A 22,365-nucleotide genomic window follows, 5' to 3' on the forward strand; every position below is an offset into this window, starting at 1 on the left:
CAGCGTCGGCCCCGTCCTCGGACGGGGCCGGGCTATGGGCGCTGGTCGTCCGCGGGCCAGTGGGTCGGCAGCGGAGCGCTGCCCGGGACGACGAGATCGGCGATCGCGTCAAGGACGATCCGCACGTACTTCTCCCCCACCCACAGGTGCTTCGCCCCCGCAACGGGAACGACCCGGACCGTCGGGGCGATGGCGAACCGTCGGGCTGCCTCGTCGGGCTGCAGGAAGTCGTCGTGCTCGGGGACGAGGGCGACCACCGGCACCTCGACCGCGGCCCAACGCGCGAGTTCCTCGTCGGAGGTCCGGTGCAACGGCGGCGACAGCAGGACCACACCGGCGACGTGCCCCGCCTCGACGTGCTCGAGGGCGTGCTTGAGGACGACCTCCGTGCCGAACGACCAGCCGACCAACCACGGCGTCGGCAGCCGCCGCTCGACGACGTCGTGCACGGCGGCACGGAGGTCGAACCCCTCGGACACGCCGTCGCCGAAGACACCCTCCGAGGTACCGCGAGGTGAGGTGACCGATCGGAAGTTGAAGCGCAGCACCGCGATGTCGGCCAGCGCGGGCAGGCGCGCGGCGGCCTTCTTCAGGACGTGTGAGTCCATGAAGCCCTGCGCAGTCGGCAGCGGGTGCAGGGCGACGACGGTTCCCCGCGCGGGCCGGTCGAGCGGTTCTGCCAACTCGCCGACGAGGGTCAGGTGGTCGTCGGTGACGAGCTCGATGTCAGTACGAGTGGCGGGAAGGACCGTGCCGGACCGGATCTCGGCGCTGTCTGCGGTGGGTGCAGGCTCGGACGTCATGCGATGCTCCAGCAGTGGTGGTGCCAGTGCCGCCGCGCTGCCAGGTCGGCTGCGTCGCCGAGGACGCCGTCCGCACGCCAGACCACGACGTGTGCGACGCCGGGCTCGATCGTCAGGCCGCAGCCCGGGCAGAGGTACTCCTTCTGCGCGGACGCTGCCGAGATCGGCTGGACCGACCACTCGCGACCACGCCGGTGTTCGGTGCGCCGCCAGCCGTTGAGCATGCGGTTGAAGCCGGAGTCCTCCGGCTCGACGTCATGACCACGACCGCGAGGGCTCCGCGGCCGGTTGCTCCGCGGCACCCCGATCGCCGATCAGTACCAGTTGTACGAGACGCTGTGCGCCCAGGCGCCACAGGGAGTGCCGTAGACACCGGTGATGTAGTTGAGACCCCAGGTGATCTGCGTGGCCGGGTTGGTCTGCCAGTCGGCACCGGCGGATGCCATCTTGCTGCCCGGCAGCGACTGCGGGATGCCGTACGCGCCACTCGGGTTGTAGGCGTTGACCCGCCAGCCGGACTCCTTGTTCCACAGGGAGACGAGGCAGCTGTACTGGTCGTTGCCCCAACCGCGAGCGGCGACCATCTGCTGGCCGATGGCCTGGGCACTGCCCGGGTCCGGCGTGGCGACGGGCGCGACCGGCGTGCTGGCGACCGGCTTCTGGGCGGACGTCGACGTCGTCGCCACGTCAGTGTCGGTCGCGTCGGTGTCCGGCGACGCGGTGGGGCTCGGCGTCGGTACCGGCTTCGGCGCCGGCTTGGTCACGTCGAAGCCGTCACGCGCTGCGTCGAAGTCGCCGTACGTGCCGTGCGCCGAGAACTGCTGCGGCACCGAGATCGGTGCCGGTGCCAGCACGGGCGCGGCCGACGCGGCGTCCGTCTGCATCGGGTTGAAGAGCGACCCGCCGACGAAGGCAGACACCGCGAAGAAGGAGAGCACGGGGATCGTCGAGCGCTGCCGGACGAAGCCCCCGAAGGACCGCGGCGCCGACGGCTTGACCGGGGCGACCGCGCGGCTGCGTGCACGACGCACGACACGCGGTGCGGTGAGGGTCGGCGCGACGGCGGCACGGGCCGCGGAGGCGTCCGAGACACGGTTCGCCGCGACGGACACCGGCGCGATGACGGGAGCGACGTGCTGCTGCGCCTGCGGTGCGGTCACCGGACGGGCGACCGAGGTCTCCGTCGTGCGGATTCGGTTCTTCGCCGCTCGGCGCTCACTGACGATCGCGAGATCGTCCGTTGCGCGGGTTCCGCGGTCGGATCGGTTGTCTGCCGTGTGCCTGCCCATGAGTCAGTCCAGGATAACGGAACGATCACGGAAAGCGAAGCACCTGACCCAGGTGAGTCGGTCCGGTGCGGACGGGAGGCCCGGTGCAGGTCCTCGAGGCGGCCTCAGCGGACGGCGAGCATGACCTCGATGACGGCGTCGAGCAGTGCGTCGACCTGCGCTTCGCGGTACCCGCCGTGCTTCGGACGGAACACGACGGATCGCACCTCGGTCAGGCTCAGCGGCTTGCCGTCCTTGAAGTACCCGTGCAGCCGACGGGAGAACGCGTCCACGTCCTTCGGGTGGTACCCGGTCGTCAGGAAGTTGACCCGCTGGAACCGCTGCGCGTCGGGACGTCCCAGTCGCGCGACGACGTCCGAGGCCTTCCCCCGCGCCTCCGCGTACCAGGCCTTCTGGCCGACGTCCGCGATCTCGCGCTCACGCTCACGGGCGGCGAAGGCGTCCTCCAGTCGCTCGAGCGCGGCGTCGACGTGCACGGTCGAGTACCCGCCCTTCTTCATCGAGAAGGCCGTCGCACGGATCTTGGCGGCCTCGATCCCCGGGGCACTGTCGTTGGCGGTGTACGCGCGACGAGCGTCTTCGAGGAAGTGATCGACCTCGTCGGAGTCGTAGCCGAGGACCGAGCGGGGGGCAGTCGGGAACGTCGATGGCACGGCGCCATTGTGCCAGGCTCCGACCAGTGCGCCACCTGGACGCGCGGGGCCGTCCGCTCAGGAGGAGCGACGGGGCGAGCAGACCGTCAGTGGTTGACGACGAGGTACATCAGGTACGCGATGGCCGCGGACGGCAGGATGCTGTCGATCCGGTCCAGCAGTCCCCCGTGGCCGGGCAAGAACGACGAGATGTCCTTGATGCCCAGGTCTCGCTTGATCATCGACTCGGTGAGGTCGCCGAGGGTGGCGGACCCGGAGATCAACACCCCGAGGATGATCCCGGTCCACCAGGGCAGACCGAGCATGAGCCAGGTGACCAGGATGCCGACGACGATGCTCGCACCGACCGAGCCGCCGAAGCCCTCCCAGGTCTTCTTCGGGCTGATCCGCGGAGCCATCGGGTGCTTGCCGAGGTTGATGCCGGTGGCGTAGGCCCCGGTGTCCACGGCGACGACCACGAGGATGAACCCGACGACCCAGAGCTGCCCCTGTTCCTGCGCGGACAGCAGCACCACGCAGGCGCCGAGCAGGGTCACGTACGCCTGGACGAACAGGCCGTTCGTCAGGTCCCGCGCCACGCTCGCCGCCGGCGGCTTCGAGCGCGACACCGCGACCTCGACGAGACGCCAGAGCGAGATGAACACGACACCGCCGAGCAGCGTGAACAGCGCCCAGATCTGCCCGCCCAGGAACGCCGCCGGCACCGTGGCGATCGCGACCGCGACGCTCGGGATCCGGGGGACGTCACGACCGGCGAACCGCATCGCGCTCGCCAGTTCGTAGACGCCGAGCCCGAGCAGGAACGCGGCCACGACCATGAACGACGGGGTGTACAGCAGCAGCGACCCGAGCATGACCACCGCGAACGCCAGGGCGATCGCGATGGCTGCCGGCAGGTTCCGTCCGGTCCGCGCTGTCAGTGCCTCGTTCCGCGCACCGAACTCGGCACGGCGCTGACGGATCTGCGCCTCGAAGTCGTTCCGGGCCGCCCTCGCCCGCGCGTCGAAGTCCTGTCGGAACCCCGACGTGCGGCGGTCATCAGATGTGGGGCGGTCGTCGCCCTGGTCGGGACGGCGCATCAGACCTCGAGGAGTTCGGCTTCCTTCTTCTTCAGCGCCTCGTCGATCTGGTCGACGTGCTTCTTCGTCAGGGCGTCGAGCTCCTTGTCGCTGCGGGCGATGTCGTCGTCGGACACCTCGCCCTTCAGCGCGTCGAGGTCGTCCTTCGCCTTGCGTCGGATGTTGCGGAGGACGACCTTGTGGTCCTCACCCTTGCTCTTGACGATCTTCACGAACTCCTTGCGGCGCTCGGCCGAGAGCTCGGGGATCGTCACACGGACGATCTCGCCGTCGTTGGTCGGGCTCGCACCGAGGTTCGGGAAGGTCGCGATGGCACGTTCGATCTCCTTGAGCGCCGTCTTGTCGTACGGCGTCACGATGAGCGTGCGGGCTTCCGGCGTCTGCAGGGACGCGAGCTGCGCGAGGGGGGTCGGGGACCCGTAGTACTCGACCGGGATCTTCTGGAAGAGCGCGGCGTTGATGCGTCCGGTGCGCACGGTGCCGAAGTCGTCCTTCGCCACGTCGACGGCCTTCGCCATCTTCTCGGTCGCATCGGTCATGACGTCACTGATCACGGTGGTTCTCCTTCGGTACGGGTCGAGTCTAGTCAGTCGGCGGCGGTGCGCCGGTCAGTTGCTGACGACGGTGCCGATGCGCTCGCCCTGGATCGCGGCGCGGACGTTGCCCTCGCCCTCCATGCCGAAGACGTGCATCGGCATGCCGTTGTCCATGCAGAGCGAGAACGCCGTTGCGTCGACGACCTTGAGGCCCTTGAGCAGCGCGTCCTGGTAGGTGACGTGGTGCAACTTCTCGGCGGTCGGGTCCTTCTTGGGGTCCGCGGAGTACACGCCGTCGACGCCGTTCTTGGCCACGAGCACCTCGTCGGCACCGATCTCGAGCGCACGCTGCGCCGCGACGGTGTCGGTCGAGAAGTACGGCAGGCCCGCGCCCGCGCCGAAGATGACCACACGGCCCTTCTCGAGGTGACGCTCGGCACGCCGCGGGATGTACTGCTCGGCAACCTGGGTCATGCTGATCGCCGACTGCACGCGCGTGGCGGCGCCGGCCTGCTCGAGGAAGTCCTGCAGCGCGAGGGCGTTCATGACGGTGCCGAGCATCCCCATGTAGTCGGCGCGACCGCGGTCCATGCCGCGCTGCGACAGCTCGGCGCCGCGGAAGAAGTTGCCACCGCCGACGACGATCGCGACCTCGACCTCTCGGGCGGCGCTGGCGATCTGCTTCGCGATGGTGCTGATGACGTCCGGGTTGACGCCCAGGGATCCGGCACCGAACGCCTCTCCCGACAGCTTCAGCAGGACTCGTCGGCGTCCGGTCTTCTCGTCGGTCATGTCGGGGCACCCTTCGTCGTGGTCTCGTGGAAATGTACTCGGTGCGCGGGGGCGCACGACAACGGGGCCAGGAACCGGTTGGTTCCTGGCCCCGTCATGGGTTCGTTACGCGCCGACCTTGACGCGGGCGAAGCCCTGGATCGTGATGCCGGCGTTCTCGGCGGCCTTCGCGACGGAGATCTTGTTGTCCTTCGCGTAGTCCTGGTCGAGGAGCGAGATGCCCTTGATGAAGGCGTTGACGCGGCCCTCGACGATCTTCGGGAGCGCAGCCTCGGGCTTGCCCTCTTCGCGCGTGATCGCCTCGACGGTCGCGCGCTCCTTCTCGATGGCCTCGGTCGGGACCTCGGCGCGCGTCAGGTACGACGGGTTCGCGAACGCGACGTGCTGCGCGATCGAACGCGCCTCGGGGGCGTTGTCACCCTCGTACGCGACGACGACGGCGATCTGCGGCGGCAGGTCCTGGCTCGTCTTGTGCAGGTAGATCTCGAAGGCCGAGCCCTCGACACGGCGGACCGTGCGGACCTCGAGCTTCTCGCCGAGTGCGGCGGCGTTCTCGTTGACGACCTCGAGCACCGTCTTGCCGTCGAGCGGCGCGGCGTTCGCGGAGGCGACGTCGGTGGCCCCGGCAGCGGCGACCGCTCCGAGCACCTTGTCGGCCAGGGTCGTGAACTTCTCGTTCTTGGCGACGAAGTCGGTCTCGCTGGCGAGCTCGACGACGGTGGCGGCACCGTTGTCGGCCGATGCCACGACGACACCTTCCGAGGTCGCACGGTCGTCGCGCTTGGCGACGGCCTTCGCGCCCTTGATGCGGAGCAGTTCGACGGCCTTGTCGTAGTCGCCGTCAGCCTCGACGAGGGCGTTCTTGGCGTCCATCATGCCGGCGCCGAGGTCCTCGCGGAGCTTCTTCACGTCAGCAGCGGTGAAGTTTGCCATTGCCTGGAGTCCTTTCTGGACTGTGCGTGTGTGGAGATTGGGGAGCGGAGCAGGGGCGCCGGACCGGTGACGGTCCGGCGCCCCGGGTGCTCACTCGGCGGGGGTGGCCTCCGCAGCGGCGGCGGCCTCGGCCGTCGGCTCGGCGTTCTTGTCGGCGTCGGCGATCGGCTCGCCGATCTCCTTCGCCGCGGCCTGTGCGTCGGCGTCGTTCTCCTGGACGGTCGCGCCCTCCGGAGCGGCGTCGGCGGCCGGGGTCGCGCTCTCGCCACCGAGGAGCTCCTGCTCCCACTCGGCGAGCGGCTCGGCGGCTGCGTCGTCGTCGCCACCGTTGTGACGGGCCTTCAGACCCTCGGCCGCCGCGTCGGCGACGATGCGGGTGAGGAGACCGACGGAGCGGATCGCGTCGTCGTTGCCCGGGATCGGGTACGTGATCTCGTCCGGGTCGCAGTTGGTGTCGAGGATGCCGATGATCGGGATCCCGAGCTTCTGCGCCTCGTCGACGGCGAGGTGCTCCTTCTTGGTGTCGACGATCCAGAGCGCGCTCGGGGTCCGCGTGAGGTTGCGGATACCACCGAGGGTCTTGTGGAGCTTGTCCAGCTCGCGCTTCTTGATGAGGAGCTCCTTCTTGGTGAAGCCCTTCGTCGTGTCGTCGAAGTCGATCTCCTCGAGCTCCTTCATGCGCGCGAGGCGCTTGGAGACCGTCTGGAAGTTCGTGAGCAGACCGCCGAGCCAACGCTGGTTGACGTACGGCTGGCCGACGCGGGTCGCCTGCTCGGCGATGGAGCCCTGCGCCTGCTTCTTGGTGCCCACGAAGAGGATCGTGCCGCCGTGCGAGACCGTCTCCTTGACGAAGTCGTACGCGCGGTCGATGAAGGCCAGCGACTGCTGCAGGTCGATGATGTGGATGCCGGAGCGCTCAGCGAGGATGAATCGCTTCACCTTCGGGTTCCACCGACGGGTCTGGTGTCCGAAGTGGACGCCGCTGTCGAGCAGCTGGCGGATGGTGACGACGGCCATGTGCCGTCCTCCTTCTGTCTTCTCGGCGCACGGCATGACCGTGCACCTGGTGCGGTTGTGTCGACCACGACCGGAGGTCATGGTCCCTGGTGCCCTGACACACAGCCGCCCGCTCGCGAGAGCGGGACCGATGACCGTGTGTACTGCGTGGACACGCGAAGTCAGCACGCTCGGCGCGCTGCTGGGGAAATGCTAACAGAAGGGAGGCCCGGATCACGCGAGCCGAGCGGCTGACCTGATCCGGGCCTCCCGGACGTGGACGGAGCGGATCAGGACTTGGCGCTCACGGCGTCGCCCTCGGCGCTGATGCCCATCTCCTCGAGGGAGCGGCCCTTCGTCTCGGGGATCTTCGCGATGACGAAGAAGAGCGAGAGCAGGGCGAACAGCGCGTAGATGCCGTACGTGACCGTGAGGTTGAAGCCGGAGAGCACCGGGAACGAGATCGTGACGATGAAGTTCGCGATCCAGTTGGCGGCCGAGCCGACGCCGAGCGCTGTGGCTCGGATGCGGTTCGGGAACATCTCACCGAGCAGGACCCACATGAGCGGACCCCAGGTGGCGCCGAACGACACGACGAACAGGTTCGCGAAGACCAGCGCGATGACGCCCCACGCTCCGGGGAGCTGCGGTTCGCCGTTCACGATCGAGGCCTGCGAGAAGGCGATCGCCACCATCGTCAACGACACGAACATGCCCGCGGAACCCGCGATGAGCAGCGGCTTCCGACCGACCTTGTCGACCAGGAAGATCGCGATGAAGGTGACGGCGACGTTGACCACCGAGGTGATCGTCGAGATGAGGAAGGACTGCTCCTCCTTGAACCCGACCGCCTGCCAGAGCGTCGTCGAGTAGTAGAAGATCACGTTGATGCCGACGAACTGCTGCAGCACGGCCAGGATGATGCCGACCCAGACGATCGGCTGGAGCCCGAAGCGGTTGCCCCGGATGGAGCCCTTCTTCTCGTTGGCTTCCTTCTTGATGCCGTCCTGGATCTCCTCCAGGCTCGTGTTCACCGTGTCGCGCGGGACGATCTTGCCCATCACCTCGCGCGCGTCGTCGCTCCGGCCCTTCGTGAGCAGGTAGCGCGGCGACTCCGGCAGGGTGATCGCGAGGACGCCGTAGACGATCGACGGGATCACACCGACCAGGAACATCCAGCGCCAGGCGGCGAGGCCCAGGACCTCTGAGGACGCACTGCCAGCGGTCACGGCGAACAGCTGGTCGGAGAGCAGCGCGGCGAAGATGCCGAGCGTGATGGCGAGCTGCTGGAACGACGCCAGACGCCCGCGGATGGCCTTCGGTGAGACCTCGGAGATGTACGCCGGTGCGATGACCGAGGCGGTGCCGATGCCGAGGCCACCGACGAGGCGCCAGATGACGAGGTCCCAGGTCGCGAATGCGAACGCGCTGCCGATCGAGGACACGAAGAACAGGACGGCGGCCCAGAACATGATCTTGGTGCGGCCGAAGCGGTCGGCGAGGCGGCCGGCGAAGTAGGCGCCGAAGGCGCAGCCGATGAGGGCCGAGGCGACCGCGAAGCCGCTGGCGGCGTCGGAGAGGTCGAACTCACCCTTGATCGCGTCGACGGCACCGTTGATCACGGATGAGTCGAAGCCGAAGAGGAAGCCACCGACCGCCGCCGCGATGGCGAACAGTGTGACCTTCCCCTTGAACGCACGGTCGTCGCCGTGTCCGGTGGTCGTGGTCGACACGATGCTCCTGGGTTCCCGCCGCCGTGCCGGGTGCTGCACGGTGCCCCGGCGGTCGGCTGGATCGCCGTCCGAGCGGCGTTGCGGTGTCCGGAGCGGCCCCGACAGTACCCCTTCCGCGACTGCTCAGCACATCAGGTGTGGTGCAGTCCGACCTGTCCTGCACCGGACGGGAGGCCCGGGTCGCCCTCCACAGACCGCGTCCGGTCGGCCCCGTGGCCGCGTCGGACGCGGGAACGTGGACGCGCAGGTCGGGATGCGGGAAGGGCGGAAGCGGGAGGACGGGATGCGGGAGGTCGGGATGCGACGGTGCGAGGCGGCATGGCAGGTGGGGGTCCGTGCGGGTCCGGTGCCTCCGGGGAGGGCCGTGCTGGTGGTACTGGCGGTGCTGGTGACAGCGGTGCTGATCGTCCTGCTGGTGCTCGTCGCCGGCACCGGCGCCGCATCGGACCCGGCGCAGCACGCGGCCCCCGGGTCACCGGCACCGTGGTCGTGGCCGACGACGACCCGGGTCGTCCTCCGGCCGTGGGACGCTCCCGCCACCGACTACGGGCCGGGCCACCGCGGGCTCGACGTCCCGGCCCCACCCGGCACCCCGGCGACGGCACCAGCGGACGGCATGGTGGCGTTCGCCGGGCAGGTCGGCGGACGGACGGTCGTCACGATCGACCACGGCGGCGGGCTGGTGAGCACACTCGACCCGGTCGAGCCGTCGGTGTCAGCGGGGACGCTCGTCCGTCGGGGCGATCGAGTCGGGACGGTCGGCGCCGGGCACTGCCCGCTGACGACGTCGTGCCTGCACCTCGGTGCCCGGGTCGACGGCGCGTACGTCGACCCGTTGCCGCTGCTGCCGAGCCCCGCGTGGCCGGTGCTGCTGCCGGACCGTCAGGCGCGGGGGTGAGCGGTGCGGTAGACCTCGCGGAGCCGGGCCGACGAGACGTGGGTGTAGATCTGCGTCGTGCCGAGGCTCGCGTGCCCGAGGAGCTCTTGCACCGCACGGAGGTCCGCTCCCCCGTCGAGCAGGTGCGTCGCCGCGGTGTGCCGGAAGGTGTGCGGTCCGCTCGGGCCCTCACCGGGCAGCGCCTCGAGGAGCCGGGCGACGACACGGTAGGCGCTCCGGGTGCCGAGTCGGGCCCCCCGGTCGCCGAGGAACAGGGCGGTGCCCGCCGAACCGGCTGCGTGTGAGGCTCCGACCGCGCCCGCGGCTCCGGCTGCCGCTGCGGCGAGCACCGGGCGTCCGCGGTCGAGCCACGCTTCGAGGGCGTCGTGTGCGGGGACACCGAACGGCACGACCCGCTCCTTGCCGCCCTTGCCCAACACGCGGACGGTCAGCCGGGTCCGGTCGACGTCCCCGAGGTCGAGCCCCACGAGTTCGCTCACCCGGATGCCGGCGGCGTAGAGCAGTTCGACGACGGCGCGGTCGCGGAGCGCTGCCGGATCGTCATCCGCGGCACGGACGGCGAGCCCGTCGAGCATCGAGCGCACCTGGTCCTGCGCGACGACCCGGGGCAGGTGCGCAGCGCCCTTCGGAGCCCGGAGCCGGACGCCCGGGTCCACCGTCAGGACACCGGTCTCGCTCGCCCACCGGGTGAAGGCCCGGACCGAAGCGCTGCGTCGGGCGATCGTCGACCGCGCGAGGCCGCGTTCCGTCGCTGCCCAGAGCCAGTCCCGGAGCACCTCGAGCGTGAGACCCGCCGCCGAGACGACCTGGCGCTCGGCCGCGAACGCCACGAGGTCGTCGAGGTCGGCGCGGTACGCCCGGACGGTCTGCTCGCTGAGGCCCCGACCGTGCCGACAGTGGCCCAGGAACACCCGGACGACGTCGCCGAGCATGCCGCGCTGTCGCTCCCGGTCGCCCTCGGTGTCCCGCATGACGCCAGGGTAGGCGCGCCGGGCGGGCTCGCGCATCGACGCGCCCGCGCCGGACTCGTCCCGCCGCCCGCGTCACGAGGTCGTCCATCCACCGGGGCCGTGCTGCACCAGACCCTGCAGCTCCGCGAGCGCCAGGGCGTCCGTGGTGTCGACGAGGGACAACCCCGACCGCCGAGCCACCTCGTCCGCCGGTGTCGGCCGACGCGGAGCGAGGGCGTCGACCACGCGGAGCACCTCCGGGTCGATCCGCGCGCCCGCGATCGGGACCTCGGCCCCGGCGACGATCCGGTCCCCGGAGCACAGGCGCACCGCCGTCTCCGCCGGGTCGCGGGGCTGCACCACGAGCTCGGCACGCCGGTCCGCGATCAGTCGGTGACATCCGACCGACGCGGACGACGAGTACGGGCCGGGCACGGCGAACACCGGCCGTCCGAGCTGTCCGGCGTGGTTCGCGGTGTTGAGCGCCCCGGATCGGGCTCCGGCCTCGACGATCACGGTCGTGGTCGCGAGGGCCGCGATCAACCGGTTGCGGGCGAGGAACCGCCAGCGCGAGGGTCGGGTCCCCGGCGGACACTCGGCGAGCAGGGCGCCGTGCTCGGCGACAGCCCGCAGCATCGCCGTGTTCGCGGCCGGGTAGAGCTGGTCGATCCCGCCGGCGAGCACGGCGACCGTCGGCGCACCGGCGGCCATCGCGACCCGGTGTGCGACGGCGTCGATGCCGTGGGCACCTCCGGACACGATCACGCAGCCGACGTCGGCCGCGGCGGACGTGATCTCGGCCGCTGCCTCGGCGCCGAGGACCGTGTTCGCCCGGGACCCGACGACCGCCACCGAGGGCCGTCCGGCGGTGCACGGTGCACCGCGTCGCCAGAGGACGAGGGGGGCGTGCGGTCCGAGGTCGTCGACGCCCGCGGGCCAGTCCGGGTCGCCGGGGACGACGAGCGCGCAACCGATGACGGACGCTGCCGACAGCACGGCGTCGACGTCGAGCCGCAGGAGCCGTGGCCGCCACCGGGCGATCGCCGGGACGAGCGCCGCGGCCGTCGACTCGACCAGCCGGTCGCGGACCTCGTCCTCGTCGCAGGCTCCGACAGCGGAGCCCGCGGAGCCCACGGAGTCCACGGAGTCCACGGAGCCCCGGGCTCCCGCATCCGTGCCGGTACCCACACCCGCGCAAGCACCGGCACCGGCACCAGCACCAGCACCCGCACCAGCACCAGCACCGACCAGCAGCTCCGCCAACGCCGCAGGACCGGAGTCGAGGGCAGCGAGGGCGGCCTGGATCGACCGGCCAGCCCCGAGTCGCGCGACGAGTTGTCCTGCATCGGCGTCCCCCGGTTCGACGACGGTCGACCACGCAACACGGGCGAGGACCTCGTCGCGCTCGCCGGACCGATGGGCCGAGGCGCCCCGGAGCCGGTCGAGGGCGGCATCCCGATCCCGCTGCGACCGCGAGTCCGCAACGCCGCTCACAGCGCGGTCCGCAACGCCAGCGCCCGTTCGACGTGCCGCCGCTCCGGTCGGTCGTCCCCGTCGAGGTCGGCCATCGTCCACGCCAGCCGCATCACCCGGTCCCACCCCCGCATGGTCAACGTCCCGAGGTCGAGCCCCCGGTCGAGCAGGTCCGTCGCACCGGGGGCCGCGCGGCCGTCTTCGCGCAACCACGACCCGGTCACCTCGGCGTTCCGGGTCCAGCCGGTCCCCCGCAACCGGTCCCCCATCCGGCTCCGGGCGTCGAGCACGACCCCTCGCGCGGCGGTGGTGGTCGGCGTCGCTCCCTCGTCGGCCCGGAGCATGCCGGTCGTCACCCGCGGGACCGCGACGCGGATGTCGATCCGGTCGAGCAGCGGTCCGGAGAGCCGCCCCAGGTAGCGTCGGACCGCACTCGGCACGCACGAGCAGGCGGCGCCGCCGGTGGACCCGGCGTTGCCGCACGGGCACGGGTTCGCGGCCAACACGAGTTGGCAGCGCGCGGGGAACTCCGCCGACCCTCCTGCACGGTGGACCGTGATGCGTCCGGCTTCTAGCGGCTGTCGGAGCGCGTCGAGCACGGCCCGTGGGAACTCGGTGGCCTCGTCGAGGAACAGCACGCCGCGGGTGGCTCGCGACACCGCACCGGGCCGGAGCTGCCCGGTCCCCCCGCCGATCAGGGCGGCGGCCGAGGCGGAGTGGTGCGGGGCCTCCCACGGCGGTCGCAGTGTCCACGAGCGCTCCCCGTGGCCGGCGACGGAGCGGACTGCCGCGACCTCGAGCGCGGCGTCCGGGTCCAGGTCGGGCAGCAGGGCCGGGAGCCGTTCGGCGAGCATCGTCTTGCCAGCGCCCGGTGGTCCCAGCAGCAGCACGTGATGCCCGCCGGCCGCCGCGGCGATGACCGCACGCACGCCGATCGCGTTGCCGACCACGTCCGCGAGCTCCAGCGACGGGAGCGTGTCGTCCGGGACTGGTGGCGGCAGGACGGGGTCGGCGAAGCCCGCCGGCAGGTCGGCCCCCGCGTCGATCGCCGCCGAGCGGAGCGAGTCCACTGCGGTGAGCGCGATGTCCGGCACGACCCGCGCCTCGGTGAGGTTGCCCACCGGCAGTACGACACGTTCGATCCCGGCGGCGCGCGCGGCCAGGACCACCGGGATGATCCCCGGCACTGGTCGCACCCGCCCGTCCAGTCCGAGTTCCCCGACGTAGACCACACGGCGGTCGGCCCCGGGAGCGGTACCGGCGGCGGCGAGGACGGCCATCGCGATCGCCAGATCGAACCCGGAGCCGCGCTTCGGAACGCTCGCCGGGGTGAGGTTGACCGTGATCCGCCGTGAGGGCAGCGGGCAGTCCGCCATCGCGGCTGCCGACCGCACTCGTTCGCGGGCTTCCCCGAGCGAGGTGTCCGGCAACCCGATGATGCTGAACGCGGGCAGCTGGCTGGTGAGGTGCGCCTCCACCTCGACGAGGCTGCCCTGCACCCCGACCAGCGCGACCGCCGAGGTCCGTCCGATGTCGCTCACCCGAGTGCCTCGACGTGTTCGATCGCCACGTGGTCCGCGACCATGGTCACGGCGATGCAGTCGATCCGGATCGCTCGCGCCGTCTGGTCGCGGTGCGCGTGGAACCATGCGGGGACGAGCTGTCGGATCCGTGCGAGCTTGCGAGGCGTCACGGCCTCGAACGGGTGTCCAGCGCTCTGCCCGGTACGGCTCTTCACCTCGATGAAGACGATCGTGTCGTCCTCTCGCGCAACGATGTCCACTTCTCCGCGCGCACATCGCCAGTTCCGGTCGATGATCGAGAACCCGTGGCGCTCGAGCCATTCCACGGCGTGGTCTTCTCCGGCATTGCCCGTCGCACGGCGCGGATCAGCGCCGGGACGGCAGCGGTCGGCATCCGGTCGGTCTGCACGCTTCGTCATGGACCAACGATGAACCGGGTCAGGAATCGATCGAGTCGGCACCGCAAATCTGTGGACAGAGGAGCGGAACGACCGTCCTGTGCAGGAACAATTGCATGGCCATGTCGCGCACCATGACAAAAGCCGGACAATCCCTCACGGAATGTCCGGCTCCTGCCGTGACCAGCGACCCAACGCCGGTCGGATGCTCAGTGCGCGGCTGCGTACGCTTCCTGCACCTGCGTCGAGATACGACCACGAGAAGAGACCTCGTACCCGTTCTCCTTCGCCCACTCCCGGATCTTGCCGAGTTCCTCGGAGTTCCCGCGCTTCGGGCCCGACGGGCTCTTGCCCGTCGAACCGGTGCGACGACCAGCGGTCTTGCGGGCCGCGGCGATGTAGTCCGAGATCGCGTCCCGGAACTTGTCGACGTTGTCGTTCGACAGGTCGATCTCGTACGACGAACCGTCGAACGCGAACTCGACCGTGCGGCCATCGCCAGCGGCGATCGGCGAATCGTCGAGATCGTCGACGAGCTGGACAGTGACCTTCTGCGCCATTTCTCACTCCTTCAGAGTCGGGATTGCAACTCAGAGTATCGCAGCACAATGCCGAAGGGTCACATTCCCCGGCGAGCCCTACTCGTCGAGTGCGAGTTCCTTCGGGAGTTCGAGTTCACGCGCAGTGAGTTCTTCGACGTTCACGTCCTTGAACGTCAACACCCGGACCGACTTCACGAAGCGGTCGGATCGGTAGACGTCCCAGACCCACACGTCGTTCATCGTCAATTCGAAGTAGAAGTCATGCTCGGTGTCCCGGCGGACGAGTTCGACCTCGTTCGCCAGGTAGAACCGCCGCTCGGTCTCGACCACGTACCGGAACTGCCCCACGACGTCGCGGTACTCGCGGTACAGGGCCAGTTCGACCTCGCGGTCGTAGTCGTCGAATTCTTCGTCATCCATGGCCCGCCCAGTCTAGAGCGACCACGGCCTCCTGACCGCCCGACCGTGCAGAACCGCGCGAGCACGCACGACCCGCACCCGTCGGCACAGGAGCACCGTCACGCTCAGCCGCCGACCGCGCCCAGTTCCTCGAACCCGTCGAGCGCGACACTCGACGCCGCGTGCAGCCAGGTCTTCCGGTGCAGCTCGTGCGGGCCGACCGCGCGGATGGCGTCGTAGTGCGCACTCGACCCGTAGCCCTTGTTCGAGGCCCACGCGTAGTGCGGCGCCTCGTCGTGTGCCGCGATCATCAGGTCGTCGCGCGCGACCTTGGCCACGACGGACGCCGCTGCGACGGAAGCGCAGTCACGGTCGGCCTTCACACGCACCTGGACGTCGAGCGGCCGGTGTTCGGCCGGCAGCGCACGGGTGAGCCAGTCGAACGACCCGTCGAGGACGACCACGGCACCCTCGAGCGGGACGCCGTCCTGCACGAGCGCCCCGATCGCACTGGCTCCGGCCAGACCGAGCGCGGCGACGATGCCCTGCTCGTCGACGACCTGGGCCGACGCCATCCCGACCGCGGTCCGCGCCCAGCGTGTCACCACTGGGACCAGCGCCTCCCGCCGGGCCTGGCTGAGCAGCTTGGAATCGGCGAGGCCCTGCGGCACTCGTCGTACGTCGAGCGTGACGGCGGCGACGCCGACCCCGACCGGACCGGCGATCGCTCCCCTGCCGACCTCGTCGACGCCGATGACGGTGACCCGTCCCGCGGCGAGGAGCGACTTCTCGAGCCGGAGCGAGGGCCGGACGGGGCTCACTCGTCCCGCTCCTCCACGCCGGCGAAGACCTCGGGGTGGTCGTCGAGCCAGGTCCAGCGGTTGGTCGGCCACGAGATCACGAAAGCCCGACCGGTGACGTCGGACAGTGGCACGAAGCCCTTCGACGGGGTGTCGCCGTTGTACCGGGAGTCGCGCGAGTTGTCGCGGTTGTCGCCCATCACCCAGATGGTGCCCTTCGGCACGGTGACGGAGAAGTCGGTCTGCGACGCACGGGTGTCCCCCGCGGGCAGCTTGAGGTACGGCTCGGTGAGCGGGACCCCGTTGACGGACATCTGCCCGAGGTCGTTGCAGCACTTGACCTCGTCCCCCGGCAGCCCGATGACGCGCTTGATCAGGTGGTCGTCACTGTCGCCGGTGCCGAGTCCGACCTGCGTGAGCAGCCAGTCGGCCGCCTTGCCGATCGAGGTCGTCGGCTGGACGTTCGGCAGGGTCTCTCCGGTGAGCCACCCGCCCGGGTCCTTGAACACGACGACGTCGCCGCGCTGCAGCTTGACGGCCCCGGGGACCAGTTCGTTGACGATCACGCGGTCGTTGACCTGCAGCGTGTTCTGCATCGACTCGGACGGGATGTAGAACGACCGGATGAGGAACGTCTTGACCAGGAAGGAGACCAGGAGGGCCGCGATGAAGATGATGACGAGGTCCCGCAGGAAGGTCAGGACCCCGTTGCGCGGCTTCTTCGCCGTCCGGGGCCGACGGGCTCCACCCTCTGTCGTGTCCGTCATTTCCGCTCTCGTCGACCTGTTCCCGGCACTGCTCCCGAGATGGTTCTGCCCCGGTGGCGACGGACTCCAGGAACGAACGAGCCCCCCGCCGATGCACAACCGTACATGGGCGAGGGGCTCGCAGAGGAACCGGCTTCCCGGTGCTCCCTGTGAAGGCGATCAGTTGTCGCGCTTCTCCTTGATCTTGCGGCGGGCCGCCTTGCCGCGGAGTTCGCGGAGGTAGTAGAGCTTCGCGCGACGGACGTCACCGCGGGTGACGATCTCGACGTGGTCGATGATCGGGGAGTGCACGGGGAACATGCGCTCGACGCCGACCTGGAAGCTCACCTTGCGGACCGTGAAGGTCTCGCCGATGCCGTGGCCCTGGCGGCCGATGACGACACCCTGGAAGACCTGGATACGCGAGCGCGTGCCTTCGACGATGTTGACGTGGACCTTGACGGTGTCGCCGGGGCGGAAGTCAGGGTGGTCGGTGCGCAGGGCACCGGCGGTCACGTGGTCGAGGAGCTGCATGATGGTGTCACTTCCTGCGGACGCACACGGGTCGCCGCGGATCGATTTCGGAAAGAACGAGACGTGCCCGGTGTCGGCGACTCCCCCGTGGCAGAGTCCAGCCAGGGCACGATCGATCATCATGCCACAACAAGTGCACTGCGGCCAACCGGCAGGATGGTCCCATGATCGAACTCCGCACCCCCGCCGAACTCGACGGACTGCGTGTCGCCGGCCGTTTCGTCGCTGACGTCCTGGACGCCCTGCTCGAGACCGTCGACGTCGGCGTGAACCTGCTCGACCTCGACCGCGTCGCCGCGCGCATGATCGCCGAGCGCGGCGCGGAGAGCTGCTACGTCGACTACCACCCGTCGTTCGGCAAGTCGCCCTTCGGCAAGAACCTCTGCACCTCGGTGAACGACGCCGCCCTGCACGGTCTGCCGTACGACCTCGTCCTGCAGGACGGCGACCTGGTCAGCCTGGACTTCGCGGCGAGCGTCGACGGCTGGGTGGCGGACTCCGCCGTCACGGTCCAGATCGGCACCCCGCGCGACGAGGACCAGCGACTCATCGCGACCGTCGAGCAGTGCCTGGCCGCGGGCATCGCGCAGGCGGCACCCGGCAACAAGCTCGGTGACGTCTCGGCCGCGATCGGTTCGGTCGCCCGCGGTGCCGGCTACGACGTGAACCTGCAGTTCGGTGGCCACGGCGTCGGACACACCATGCACGGCGACCCGCACGTCCCGAACGACGGGCGGCCCGGCCGCGGCCTGAAGCTCCGCCCCGGCCTGGTCGTCGCCATCGAACCCTGGCTCATGCAGGGCACGGACGAGCTCTACCAGGACGAGGACGGCTGGACCCTCCGCAGCGTCGACGGCTCGCGCGCGGCGCACGTCGAGCACACGGTCGCGGTGACCGAGCAGGGCCCCGAGGTCCTGACGCTCCGTCGCGCCCAGCGCGACGCCTGACCCGGGACCACAGACGTCACGGGAGGCCCGTCACCAGCTGGTGACGGGCCTCCCGTGGTGTCCGTGGTCGGTGCGCGACCCGCTCAGTCCGGCAGCAGGTCCGGCCGGACGCGTCGCGTCCGTTCCACCTGCTGGTCATGCCGCCACGCGGCGACCCGGCCGTGGTGCCCGCTGAGCAGGACGTCGGGTACGTCGAGACCACGCCAGGACGCCGGCTTCGTGTACGAGGGGTACTCGAGCAGGCCGTCCTCGTGGGACTCCTCGACCAGGGAATCGGGGTTGCCGACCACACCGGGGACCAGCCGGCCGACGGCCTCGATCATGGCCATCGCCGCGACCTCACCGCCGTTCAGGACGTAGTCCCCGAGCGAGAGCTCGACGACGGTGCTGCGGGTCGCGGCCCACTCGAACACCCGGGCGTCGATCCCCTCGTACCGTCCGCAGGCGAAGACGAGGTGCTCGTGCTCGGCGAGGGACCGCGCGATGGTCTGGCGGAACGGCGTGCCCGCGGGCGTCGGGACGACGAGGGTGGAGGAGCCGTCGGACCGCAGGATCGAGGACAGCGCCTCGGCCCACGGTTCGGGCTTCATGACCATGCCGGCGCCGCCGCCGTACGGGGTGTCGTCGACCGTCCGGTGGCGGTCGGTCGTCCACGACCGCAGGTCGTGGACGTGCAGGTCGAGCAGGCCGCCCTGCCGTGCCTTGCCGAGCAGGGAGACGTCGAGCACCCCGAAGAACTCCGGGAAGATCGTGACGATGTCGATCCGCACGGATCAGTCCTCGGTGTCGGGAGCCGGCGCTTCGGGAGCCGGCTCGGACGGCGTCACCGTCTCGGGACGGCTCAGGTCCTCGGGGTCCTCGAACAGACCCGTCGGGGGCGTCACCGTGACGGTGCCGGCTTCCAGGTCGACCGCGGGGACGATCGCCGCGACGAAGGGCACGAGGACCTCTCCGCGGGACTCGGTGTCCACCGCGAGCAGGTCCTGGGCCGGCATGTGGTCGACCCGAGCGACGGTGCCGACCTGCACGCCGTCGCGGAGCACCTTCAGGCCGACCAGCTGGTGGTCGTACCAGGCGTCGTCCTCGCCGGTCTCTTCCTCGGTGTCCTGCTCGACCCAGAGGATGGCGCGCGCGAGGGTCTCGGCGGCGCTCCGGTCGGCGATGCCCTCGAAGAAGGCGACCGGGTGCGAGTTGTACCAGCGCAACTCATCGAGCGCGATGGTCTTCCCCGACCAGGGAGAGTCGTCGGGGACCTGGAGCGTGAAGACCGCTCCCGGCGTGAACCGACGATCCGGGTCGTCGGTGTAGAGCTCGAGCTTGATGCCGCCCTTGAGCCCGTGCGCCTTCGTGATGCGACCCACCCGGAGCTGGGTCGTCTCCCTAGGAATCGCTGTCCACCACGTCGACCCGCACGCGCTTGCCGTCGGCCAGGGCCGTGACGAGCGTGCGGAGCGCCTTCGCAGTGCGACCGGCGCGACCGATCACGCGGCCGAGGTCCTCGGGGTGCACACGCACCTCGAGGACCTCGCCACGCGCAGAGGTGGAGCTGGCGACGCGCACGTCGTCAGGGTGATCGACGATCCCCTTGACGAGGTGCGTCAGCGCGGATTCGAGCAAGGACTACGCCTCGGTCGTCTCGTCGGCGGTCTCGGCTGCGGCCGGAGCGGCGGGGGCCGTCTTCTCCGACTTGGGCTTGAGGACGGCCTTCTTGGAGCTGTCGACCGTGAAGGCCGGCTTCGGCTCGCGGACCTTGACCTTGGACTCGGTGTCCTTCTCGCCCTTGAACTTGGCCCAGTCACCGGTCAGCTTGAGGAGCGCGGCGACCTGCTCGGTCGGCTGCGCACCGACGCTGAGCCAGTACTGCGCACGCTCGGACTGCACCTCGATGAACGAGGGCTCCTCGGTGGGGTGGTACTTGCCGATCTCCTCGATCACGCGACCGTCGCGCTTGGTGCGCGAGTCGGCGACGACGATGCGGTAGTAGGGCGCTCGGATCTTGCCGAGGCGCTTGAGACGGATCTTGACAGCCACAATGACTCCTGTTGCGTACGTGTTGTGGTTGAACCGGAACCGCGGGCGTGGGGGCACACACGGTGGAAGCTCGATGAGATCGTGATCCGCTGGATAGAGGGTCGAGCGGACACGATTCGACCGTTCATTCTTGCAGATTCCGGAGCGGGAAGCGAGCCACGTCTCGCGGCGCGTCGGCGGACCGCTACGGCGCCAGGCGTCGGACGGCCTCGAGGGCCTCGCTCGTGGCCCGGACCGCATCGACGCTGCGGGCGTCCCGTGCTCCGCCGACGACCGCGTACGGGACGTCTGCGGCCTGGAGGCCCGTGGCCAACTCGTCCCGCGCCTCCTGTCCGGCACACACCACGACGACGTCGGCCGGCACCGCGACGTCGTTGCCGGACTCGTCCCGGATCCAGAGCCGGCCGGGCTCGATCCGCAGGTACTCCTGCACCCCGCCGACCATGCGGACCCCGGCGTCCCGGAGCCGTCCGAGCGCGACCCAGCGTGAGGTGAGGCCGATCCCCTGCCCGAACTTCCCGGTCCGGCGGAGCACCGTGACCTGGGACCCGGGCCGCACGGTACGGTGCGCGGTGGGCTGGCGCTGCGGCCGGTCCCCGACGAGTTCGCCGGAGACCGGCACCTGCCAGCGCGCGCCGAACTCGGTGGCGCGGACCGCCTCGTCCGGGGACTCGGTGAGGAACGCCGCGGTGTCGACGCCGATCCCGCCGCCGCCGATCACCGCGACCGTCCCGTCGGGCACGCCGTCGCGGAGGGCCTGCTCGTAGGTCAGGACGTGCGGCAGGTCCGCGCCGGGGAGGTCGACCACGCGCGGGGTCACCCCCGACGCGAGCACGACGGCGTCGCTGTCCCCGAGGTCCGTCAGGGTGGCGGCGCGACCCAGGTGGATCGTCGCGCCCCGTTCCACCAGTTCGGCGCGCGCGGCCTGCACGGGGCCGGCGTAGTCCTCTTTCCCCGGGATCTCGGCGGCGAGTCCGAACTGTCCGCCGAGGACGTCCGACGCTTCCCAGAGCCGGACGTCGTGTCCACGCCGAGCAGCGTCGACGGCGGCGGCGAGCCCAGCCGGTCCCCCGCCGACGACGTCCACACGCTTCGGCGCGGTCGTCGGACGGAGCGGGAACTGCACCTCGCGCGCGGCCCGCGGGTTCACCAGGCACGACACCGGCGCGCCGACGACGGACCGGTCGAGGCACGCCTGGTTGCACCCGATGCAGGTGTTCACGAGGTCGAACCGTCCGGCCAGGGAGCGTTCGACGAGCCCCGCGTCGGCGAGGAACGGCCGGGCGAGCGCCACCGCGTCGATCCGACCGTCGGCGAGGACCGCTTCGCCGTCACGCAGGTCCGTCATCCGGTTCGACGCGATCACCCGCACCTCCGGGTGGTCGGAGGCCCGGACCACGTCCGCGATCCGCGCCGCCTGCTCGATCCACGCGCCGTGTGGCACGGACGCCTGGATCGTCGGGGTCCGCGACTCGTGCCAGCCGATGCCGACCGAGATCGCGTCGAGTCCGAGCGGCAGCAGTTCGCGCACCAGGGCGTCGACGTCCGCGTCGGTGGAGGACCCCGGCATCAAGTCGGCGCCGGAGAGTCGGACCGTGACGGCGAGGTCGGGCACCGCGGCGCGGACGGCCCGGACGACCTCGACCGCGAAACGACGCCGACGCTCGGGGGTCCCGCCCCACTCGTCGTCGCGCAGGTTCGTCAGCGGCGACTGGAACTGGTTGACGAGGTACCCCTCGGAGGCCATGATCTCGACGCCGTCGAAGCCGATCGCCGCGGCGGTCCGGGCGGCCGTCGCGAAGTCCTCGATCGTCCGCCGGACCTCGTCCGCGGTCAGTTCCTCCGGCAGCACGCCCCGCGCGGCCGCCCAGGGCAGCGCCGAGGGGGCCACGGCGCGCTGCGGTCGACCGGAGCGGTCCGTCAGACCGCCGACGAGCGCGTAGCGGCCGGCATGGAACAACTGCGCCAGGACGGTGCCGCCCTCGTCGTGCACGGCCGCGACCGCCCGGCGGAAGCGTTCGTCCGCACCGCCGACCCCGAACACGGCGAAGTCCGGGCCGCCGCGGGCCTCGTCGCTCACCGCGATCCCCCCGGTGATGATGCACGCGGCACCGCCGGCAGCACGCTCCCGGTAGAACTCGGCCATCGCGACCCCGCCGTCGTCCAGGACCTCGAGTCCGGTGTGCATCGACCCCATCACCACCCGGTTGGACAGGTGCAGGGGGCCGAGCGTCCAGGGCGAGGCCACGGTGCGGAGCTCGGCGGGCACGTCGGCAACGGGCGGAACGACAGCGGTCACGCAACGAACAC

Annotated in this window: 26 protein-coding genes; 2 read left to right on the forward strand and 24 right to left on the reverse strand. The window is 70.7% G+C overall.

Features of this window, described 5'->3' with window-relative positions:
* Positions 1 to 32: 32 nt before the first annotated feature.
* The 10 genes from DEJ25_RS04065 to DEJ25_RS04110 all read right to left on the reverse strand — a co-directional run bounded on the left by DEJ25_RS04065 (position 33) and on the right by DEJ25_RS04110 (position 8,814).
* Positions 33 to 803, reverse strand: a complete 771-nt coding sequence (locus DEJ25_RS04065) for an alpha/beta hydrolase (RefSeq protein WP_111043855.1) — start codon at positions 801 to 803, stop codon at positions 33 to 35.
* On the reverse strand, positions 800 to 1,105 hold the full coding sequence (locus DEJ25_RS04070) for a hypothetical protein (protein ID WP_181421432.1): 306 nt from the start codon (positions 1,103 to 1,105) through the stop codon (positions 800 to 802). Before DEJ25_RS04070 ends, DEJ25_RS04065 begins: the two co-directional genes overlap by 4 nt.
* 12 nt (positions 1,106 to 1,117) lie before the next feature.
* Positions 1,118 to 2,092, reverse strand: a complete 975-nt coding sequence (locus DEJ25_RS16950; RefSeq protein ID WP_258366410.1) for a transglycosylase SLT domain-containing protein — start codon at positions 2,090 to 2,092, stop codon at positions 1,118 to 1,120.
* Positions 2,093 to 2,196: 104 nt separating this feature from the next.
* The gene (locus tag DEJ25_RS04080) at positions 2,197 to 2,745 is read right to left on the reverse strand and encodes a DivIVA domain-containing protein (protein ID WP_110902053.1); all 549 of its coding nucleotides are present in this window, start codon (positions 2,743 to 2,745) and stop codon (positions 2,197 to 2,199) included.
* 86 nt (positions 2,746 to 2,831) lie between these two features.
* Positions 2,832 to 3,824 carry a phosphatidate cytidylyltransferase gene (locus tag DEJ25_RS04085; protein ID WP_111043856.1) on the reverse strand — a complete coding sequence of 331 codons (993 nt, stop codon included), beginning with the start codon at positions 3,822 to 3,824 and terminating at the stop codon, positions 2,832 to 2,834.
* Positions 3,824 to 4,378 (reverse strand): ribosome recycling factor, encoded by a 555-nt coding sequence (gene frr, locus DEJ25_RS04090; RefSeq protein ID WP_111043857.1) that lies wholly within the window; start codon positions 4,376 to 4,378, stop codon positions 3,824 to 3,826. Before frr ends, DEJ25_RS04085 begins: the two co-directional genes overlap by 1 nt.
* Before the next feature lie 54 nt (positions 4,379 to 4,432).
* The gene (gene pyrH, locus DEJ25_RS04095) at positions 4,433 to 5,152 is read right to left on the reverse strand and encodes a UMP kinase (RefSeq protein WP_110902050.1); all 720 of its coding nucleotides are present in this window, start codon (positions 5,150 to 5,152) and stop codon (positions 4,433 to 4,435) included.
* Between the two features lie 105 nt (positions 5,153 to 5,257).
* On the reverse strand, positions 5,258 to 6,085 hold the full coding sequence (tsf, locus tag DEJ25_RS04100; protein WP_111043858.1) for a translation elongation factor Ts: 828 nt from the start codon (positions 6,083 to 6,085) through the stop codon (positions 5,258 to 5,260).
* 90 nt (positions 6,086 to 6,175) lie between these two features.
* Positions 6,176 to 7,102, reverse strand: coding sequence for a 30S ribosomal protein S2 (rpsB, locus tag DEJ25_RS04105; protein ID WP_111043859.1), 927 nt, complete (start codon positions 7,100 to 7,102; stop codon positions 6,176 to 6,178).
* A 269-nt stretch (positions 7,103 to 7,371) separates the two neighbouring features.
* The gene (locus DEJ25_RS04110) at positions 7,372 to 8,814 is read right to left on the reverse strand and encodes a sugar porter family MFS transporter (protein ID WP_258366090.1); all 1,443 of its coding nucleotides are present in this window, start codon (positions 8,812 to 8,814) and stop codon (positions 7,372 to 7,374) included.
* Positions 8,815 to 9,178: 364 nt separating this feature from the next.
* Here DEJ25_RS04110 and DEJ25_RS04115 point away from each other — a divergent pair, with 364 nt between their 5' ends.
* Positions 9,179 to 9,712 (forward strand): murein hydrolase activator EnvC, encoded by a 534-nt coding sequence (locus DEJ25_RS04115; RefSeq protein ID WP_181421431.1) that lies wholly within the window; start codon positions 9,179 to 9,181, stop codon positions 9,710 to 9,712.
* On the opposite strand, the gene DEJ25_RS04120 is transcribed toward DEJ25_RS04115, so the two are convergent.
* The 9 genes from DEJ25_RS04120 to rplS all read right to left on the reverse strand — a co-directional run bounded on the left by DEJ25_RS04120 (position 9,697) and on the right by rplS (position 17,077).
* Positions 9,697 to 10,683 carry a tyrosine recombinase XerC gene (locus DEJ25_RS04120; RefSeq protein ID WP_375334537.1) on the reverse strand — a complete coding sequence of 329 codons (987 nt, stop codon included), beginning with the start codon at positions 10,681 to 10,683 and terminating at the stop codon, positions 9,697 to 9,699. The genes DEJ25_RS04115 and DEJ25_RS04120 overlap by 16 nt on opposite strands.
* A 72-nt stretch (positions 10,684 to 10,755) precedes the next feature.
* Positions 10,756 to 12,156, reverse strand: a complete 1,401-nt coding sequence (gene dprA, locus DEJ25_RS04125) for a DNA-processing protein DprA (RefSeq protein ID WP_111043861.1) — start codon at positions 12,154 to 12,156, stop codon at positions 10,756 to 10,758.
* A complete protein-coding gene (locus DEJ25_RS04130; RefSeq protein ID WP_258366412.1) occupies positions 12,153 to 13,676 on the reverse strand; it encodes a YifB family Mg chelatase-like AAA ATPase in 1,524 nt (507 codons plus the stop codon). The genes dprA and DEJ25_RS04130 overlap by 4 nt, the downstream gene beginning before the upstream one ends.
* On the reverse strand, positions 13,673 to 14,077 hold the full coding sequence (locus tag DEJ25_RS04135; protein ID WP_110902044.1) for a YraN family protein: 405 nt from the start codon (positions 14,075 to 14,077) through the stop codon (positions 13,673 to 13,675). The genes DEJ25_RS04130 and DEJ25_RS04135 overlap by 4 nt, the downstream gene beginning before the upstream one ends.
* 188 nt (positions 14,078 to 14,265) lie before the next feature.
* On the reverse strand, positions 14,266 to 14,616 hold the full coding sequence (locus DEJ25_RS04140; protein WP_111043862.1) for an Lsr2 family protein: 351 nt from the start codon (positions 14,614 to 14,616) through the stop codon (positions 14,266 to 14,268).
* Positions 14,617 to 14,694: 78 nt separating this feature from the next.
* Entirely contained in the window at positions 14,695 to 15,018 is a 324-nt protein-coding gene (locus DEJ25_RS04145) for a DUF2469 family protein (RefSeq protein ID WP_110826150.1), read from the reverse strand.
* Positions 15,019 to 15,122: 104 nt separating this feature from the next.
* Complete coding sequence (locus DEJ25_RS04150; RefSeq protein ID WP_111043863.1) at positions 15,123 to 15,818, reverse strand: ribonuclease HII; 696 nt, start codon at positions 15,816 to 15,818, stop codon at positions 15,123 to 15,125.
* On the reverse strand, positions 15,815 to 16,564 hold the full coding sequence (gene lepB, locus DEJ25_RS04155; RefSeq protein ID WP_111043864.1) for a signal peptidase I: 750 nt from the start codon (positions 16,562 to 16,564) through the stop codon (positions 15,815 to 15,817). Before lepB ends, DEJ25_RS04150 begins: the two co-directional genes overlap by 4 nt.
* Before the next feature lie 159 nt (positions 16,565 to 16,723).
* The gene (gene rplS, locus DEJ25_RS04160) at positions 16,724 to 17,077 is read right to left on the reverse strand and encodes a 50S ribosomal protein L19 (protein WP_110826147.1); all 354 of its coding nucleotides are present in this window, start codon (positions 17,075 to 17,077) and stop codon (positions 16,724 to 16,726) included.
* Between the two features lie 164 nt (positions 17,078 to 17,241).
* On the opposite strand from rplS, the gene map reads away from it, so the two are divergent.
* Positions 17,242 to 18,024, forward strand: a complete 783-nt coding sequence (map, locus tag DEJ25_RS04165) for a type I methionyl aminopeptidase (protein ID WP_111043865.1) — start codon at positions 17,242 to 17,244, stop codon at positions 18,022 to 18,024.
* A gap of 83 nt (positions 18,025 to 18,107) precedes the next feature.
* On the opposite strand, the gene trmD is transcribed toward map, so the two are convergent.
* From trmD to DEJ25_RS04190, 5 genes are all read right to left on the reverse strand, one after another.
* Positions 18,108 to 18,794 carry a tRNA (guanosine(37)-N1)-methyltransferase TrmD gene (trmD, locus tag DEJ25_RS04170; protein WP_111043866.1) on the reverse strand — a complete coding sequence of 229 codons (687 nt, stop codon included), beginning with the start codon at positions 18,792 to 18,794 and terminating at the stop codon, positions 18,108 to 18,110.
* A 3-nt stretch (positions 18,795 to 18,797) separates the two neighbouring features.
* Positions 18,798 to 19,385 (reverse strand): ribosome maturation factor RimM, encoded by a 588-nt coding sequence (gene rimM / locus DEJ25_RS04175; protein ID WP_110902037.1) that lies wholly within the window; start codon positions 19,383 to 19,385, stop codon positions 18,798 to 18,800.
* A gap of 19 nt (positions 19,386 to 19,404) precedes the next feature.
* A complete protein-coding gene (locus tag DEJ25_RS04180) occupies positions 19,405 to 19,641 on the reverse strand; it encodes an RNA-binding protein (RefSeq protein WP_110826143.1) in 237 nt (78 codons plus the stop codon).
* Between the two features lie 3 nt (positions 19,642 to 19,644).
* Entirely contained in the window at positions 19,645 to 20,055 is a 411-nt protein-coding gene (rpsP, locus tag DEJ25_RS04185; protein ID WP_110902036.1) for a 30S ribosomal protein S16, read from the reverse strand.
* A 184-nt stretch (positions 20,056 to 20,239) separates the two neighbouring features.
* Entirely contained in the window at positions 20,240 to 22,354 is a 2,115-nt protein-coding gene (locus DEJ25_RS04190; protein ID WP_258366413.1) for an FAD-dependent oxidoreductase, read from the reverse strand.
* Between the last annotated feature and the right edge of the window lie 11 nt (positions 22,355 to 22,365).

Origin of the sequence: Curtobacterium sp. MCPF17_011 (assembly GCF_003234145.1) — a bacterium.
Classification (GTDB): domain Bacteria; phylum Actinomycetota; class Actinomycetes; order Actinomycetales; family Microbacteriaceae; genus Curtobacterium.

Coding starts and splice junctions, on each gene's coding strand:
- DEJ25_RS04065 (WP_111043855.1), bottom strand. CDS start 803: ATGACGTCCGAGCCTGCACCCACCGCAGACAGCGCCGAGATCCGGTCC.
- DEJ25_RS16950 (WP_258366410.1), bottom strand. CDS start 2,092: ATGGGCAGGCACACGGCAGACAACCGATCCGACCGCGGAACCCGCGCA.
- DEJ25_RS04085 (WP_111043856.1), bottom strand. CDS start 3,824: ATGCGCCGTCCCGACCAGGGCGACGACCGCCCCACATCTGATGACCGC.
- pyrH (WP_110902050.1), bottom strand. CDS start 5,152: ATGACCGACGAGAAGACCGGACGCCGACGAGTCCTGCTGAAGCTGTCG.
- tsf (WP_111043858.1), bottom strand. CDS start 6,085: ATGGCAAACTTCACCGCTGCTGACGTGAAGAAGCTCCGCGAGGACCTC.
- rpsB (WP_111043859.1), bottom strand. CDS start 7,102: ATGGCCGTCGTCACCATCCGCCAGCTGCTCGACAGCGGCGTCCACTTC.
- DEJ25_RS04120 (WP_375334537.1), bottom strand. CDS start 10,683: ATGCGGGACACCGAGGGCGACCGGGAGCGACAGCGCGGCATGCTCGGC.
- DEJ25_RS04135 (WP_110902044.1), bottom strand. CDS start 14,077: ATGACGAAGCGTGCAGACCGACCGGATGCCGACCGCTGCCGTCCCGGC.
- DEJ25_RS04140 (WP_111043862.1), bottom strand. CDS start 14,616: ATGGCGCAGAAGGTCACTGTCCAGCTCGTCGACGATCTCGACGATTCG.
- DEJ25_RS04145 (WP_110826150.1), bottom strand. CDS start 15,018: ATGGATGACGAAGAATTCGACGACTACGACCGCGAGGTCGAACTGGCC.
- lepB (WP_111043864.1), bottom strand. CDS start 16,564: ATGACGGACACGACAGAGGGTGGAGCCCGTCGGCCCCGGACGGCGAAG.
- rplS (WP_110826147.1), bottom strand. CDS start 17,077: ATGCAGCTCCTCGACCACGTGACCGCCGGTGCCCTGCGCACCGACCAC.
- map (WP_111043865.1), top strand. CDS start 17,242: ATGATCGAACTCCGCACCCCCGCCGAACTCGACGGACTGCGTGTCGCC.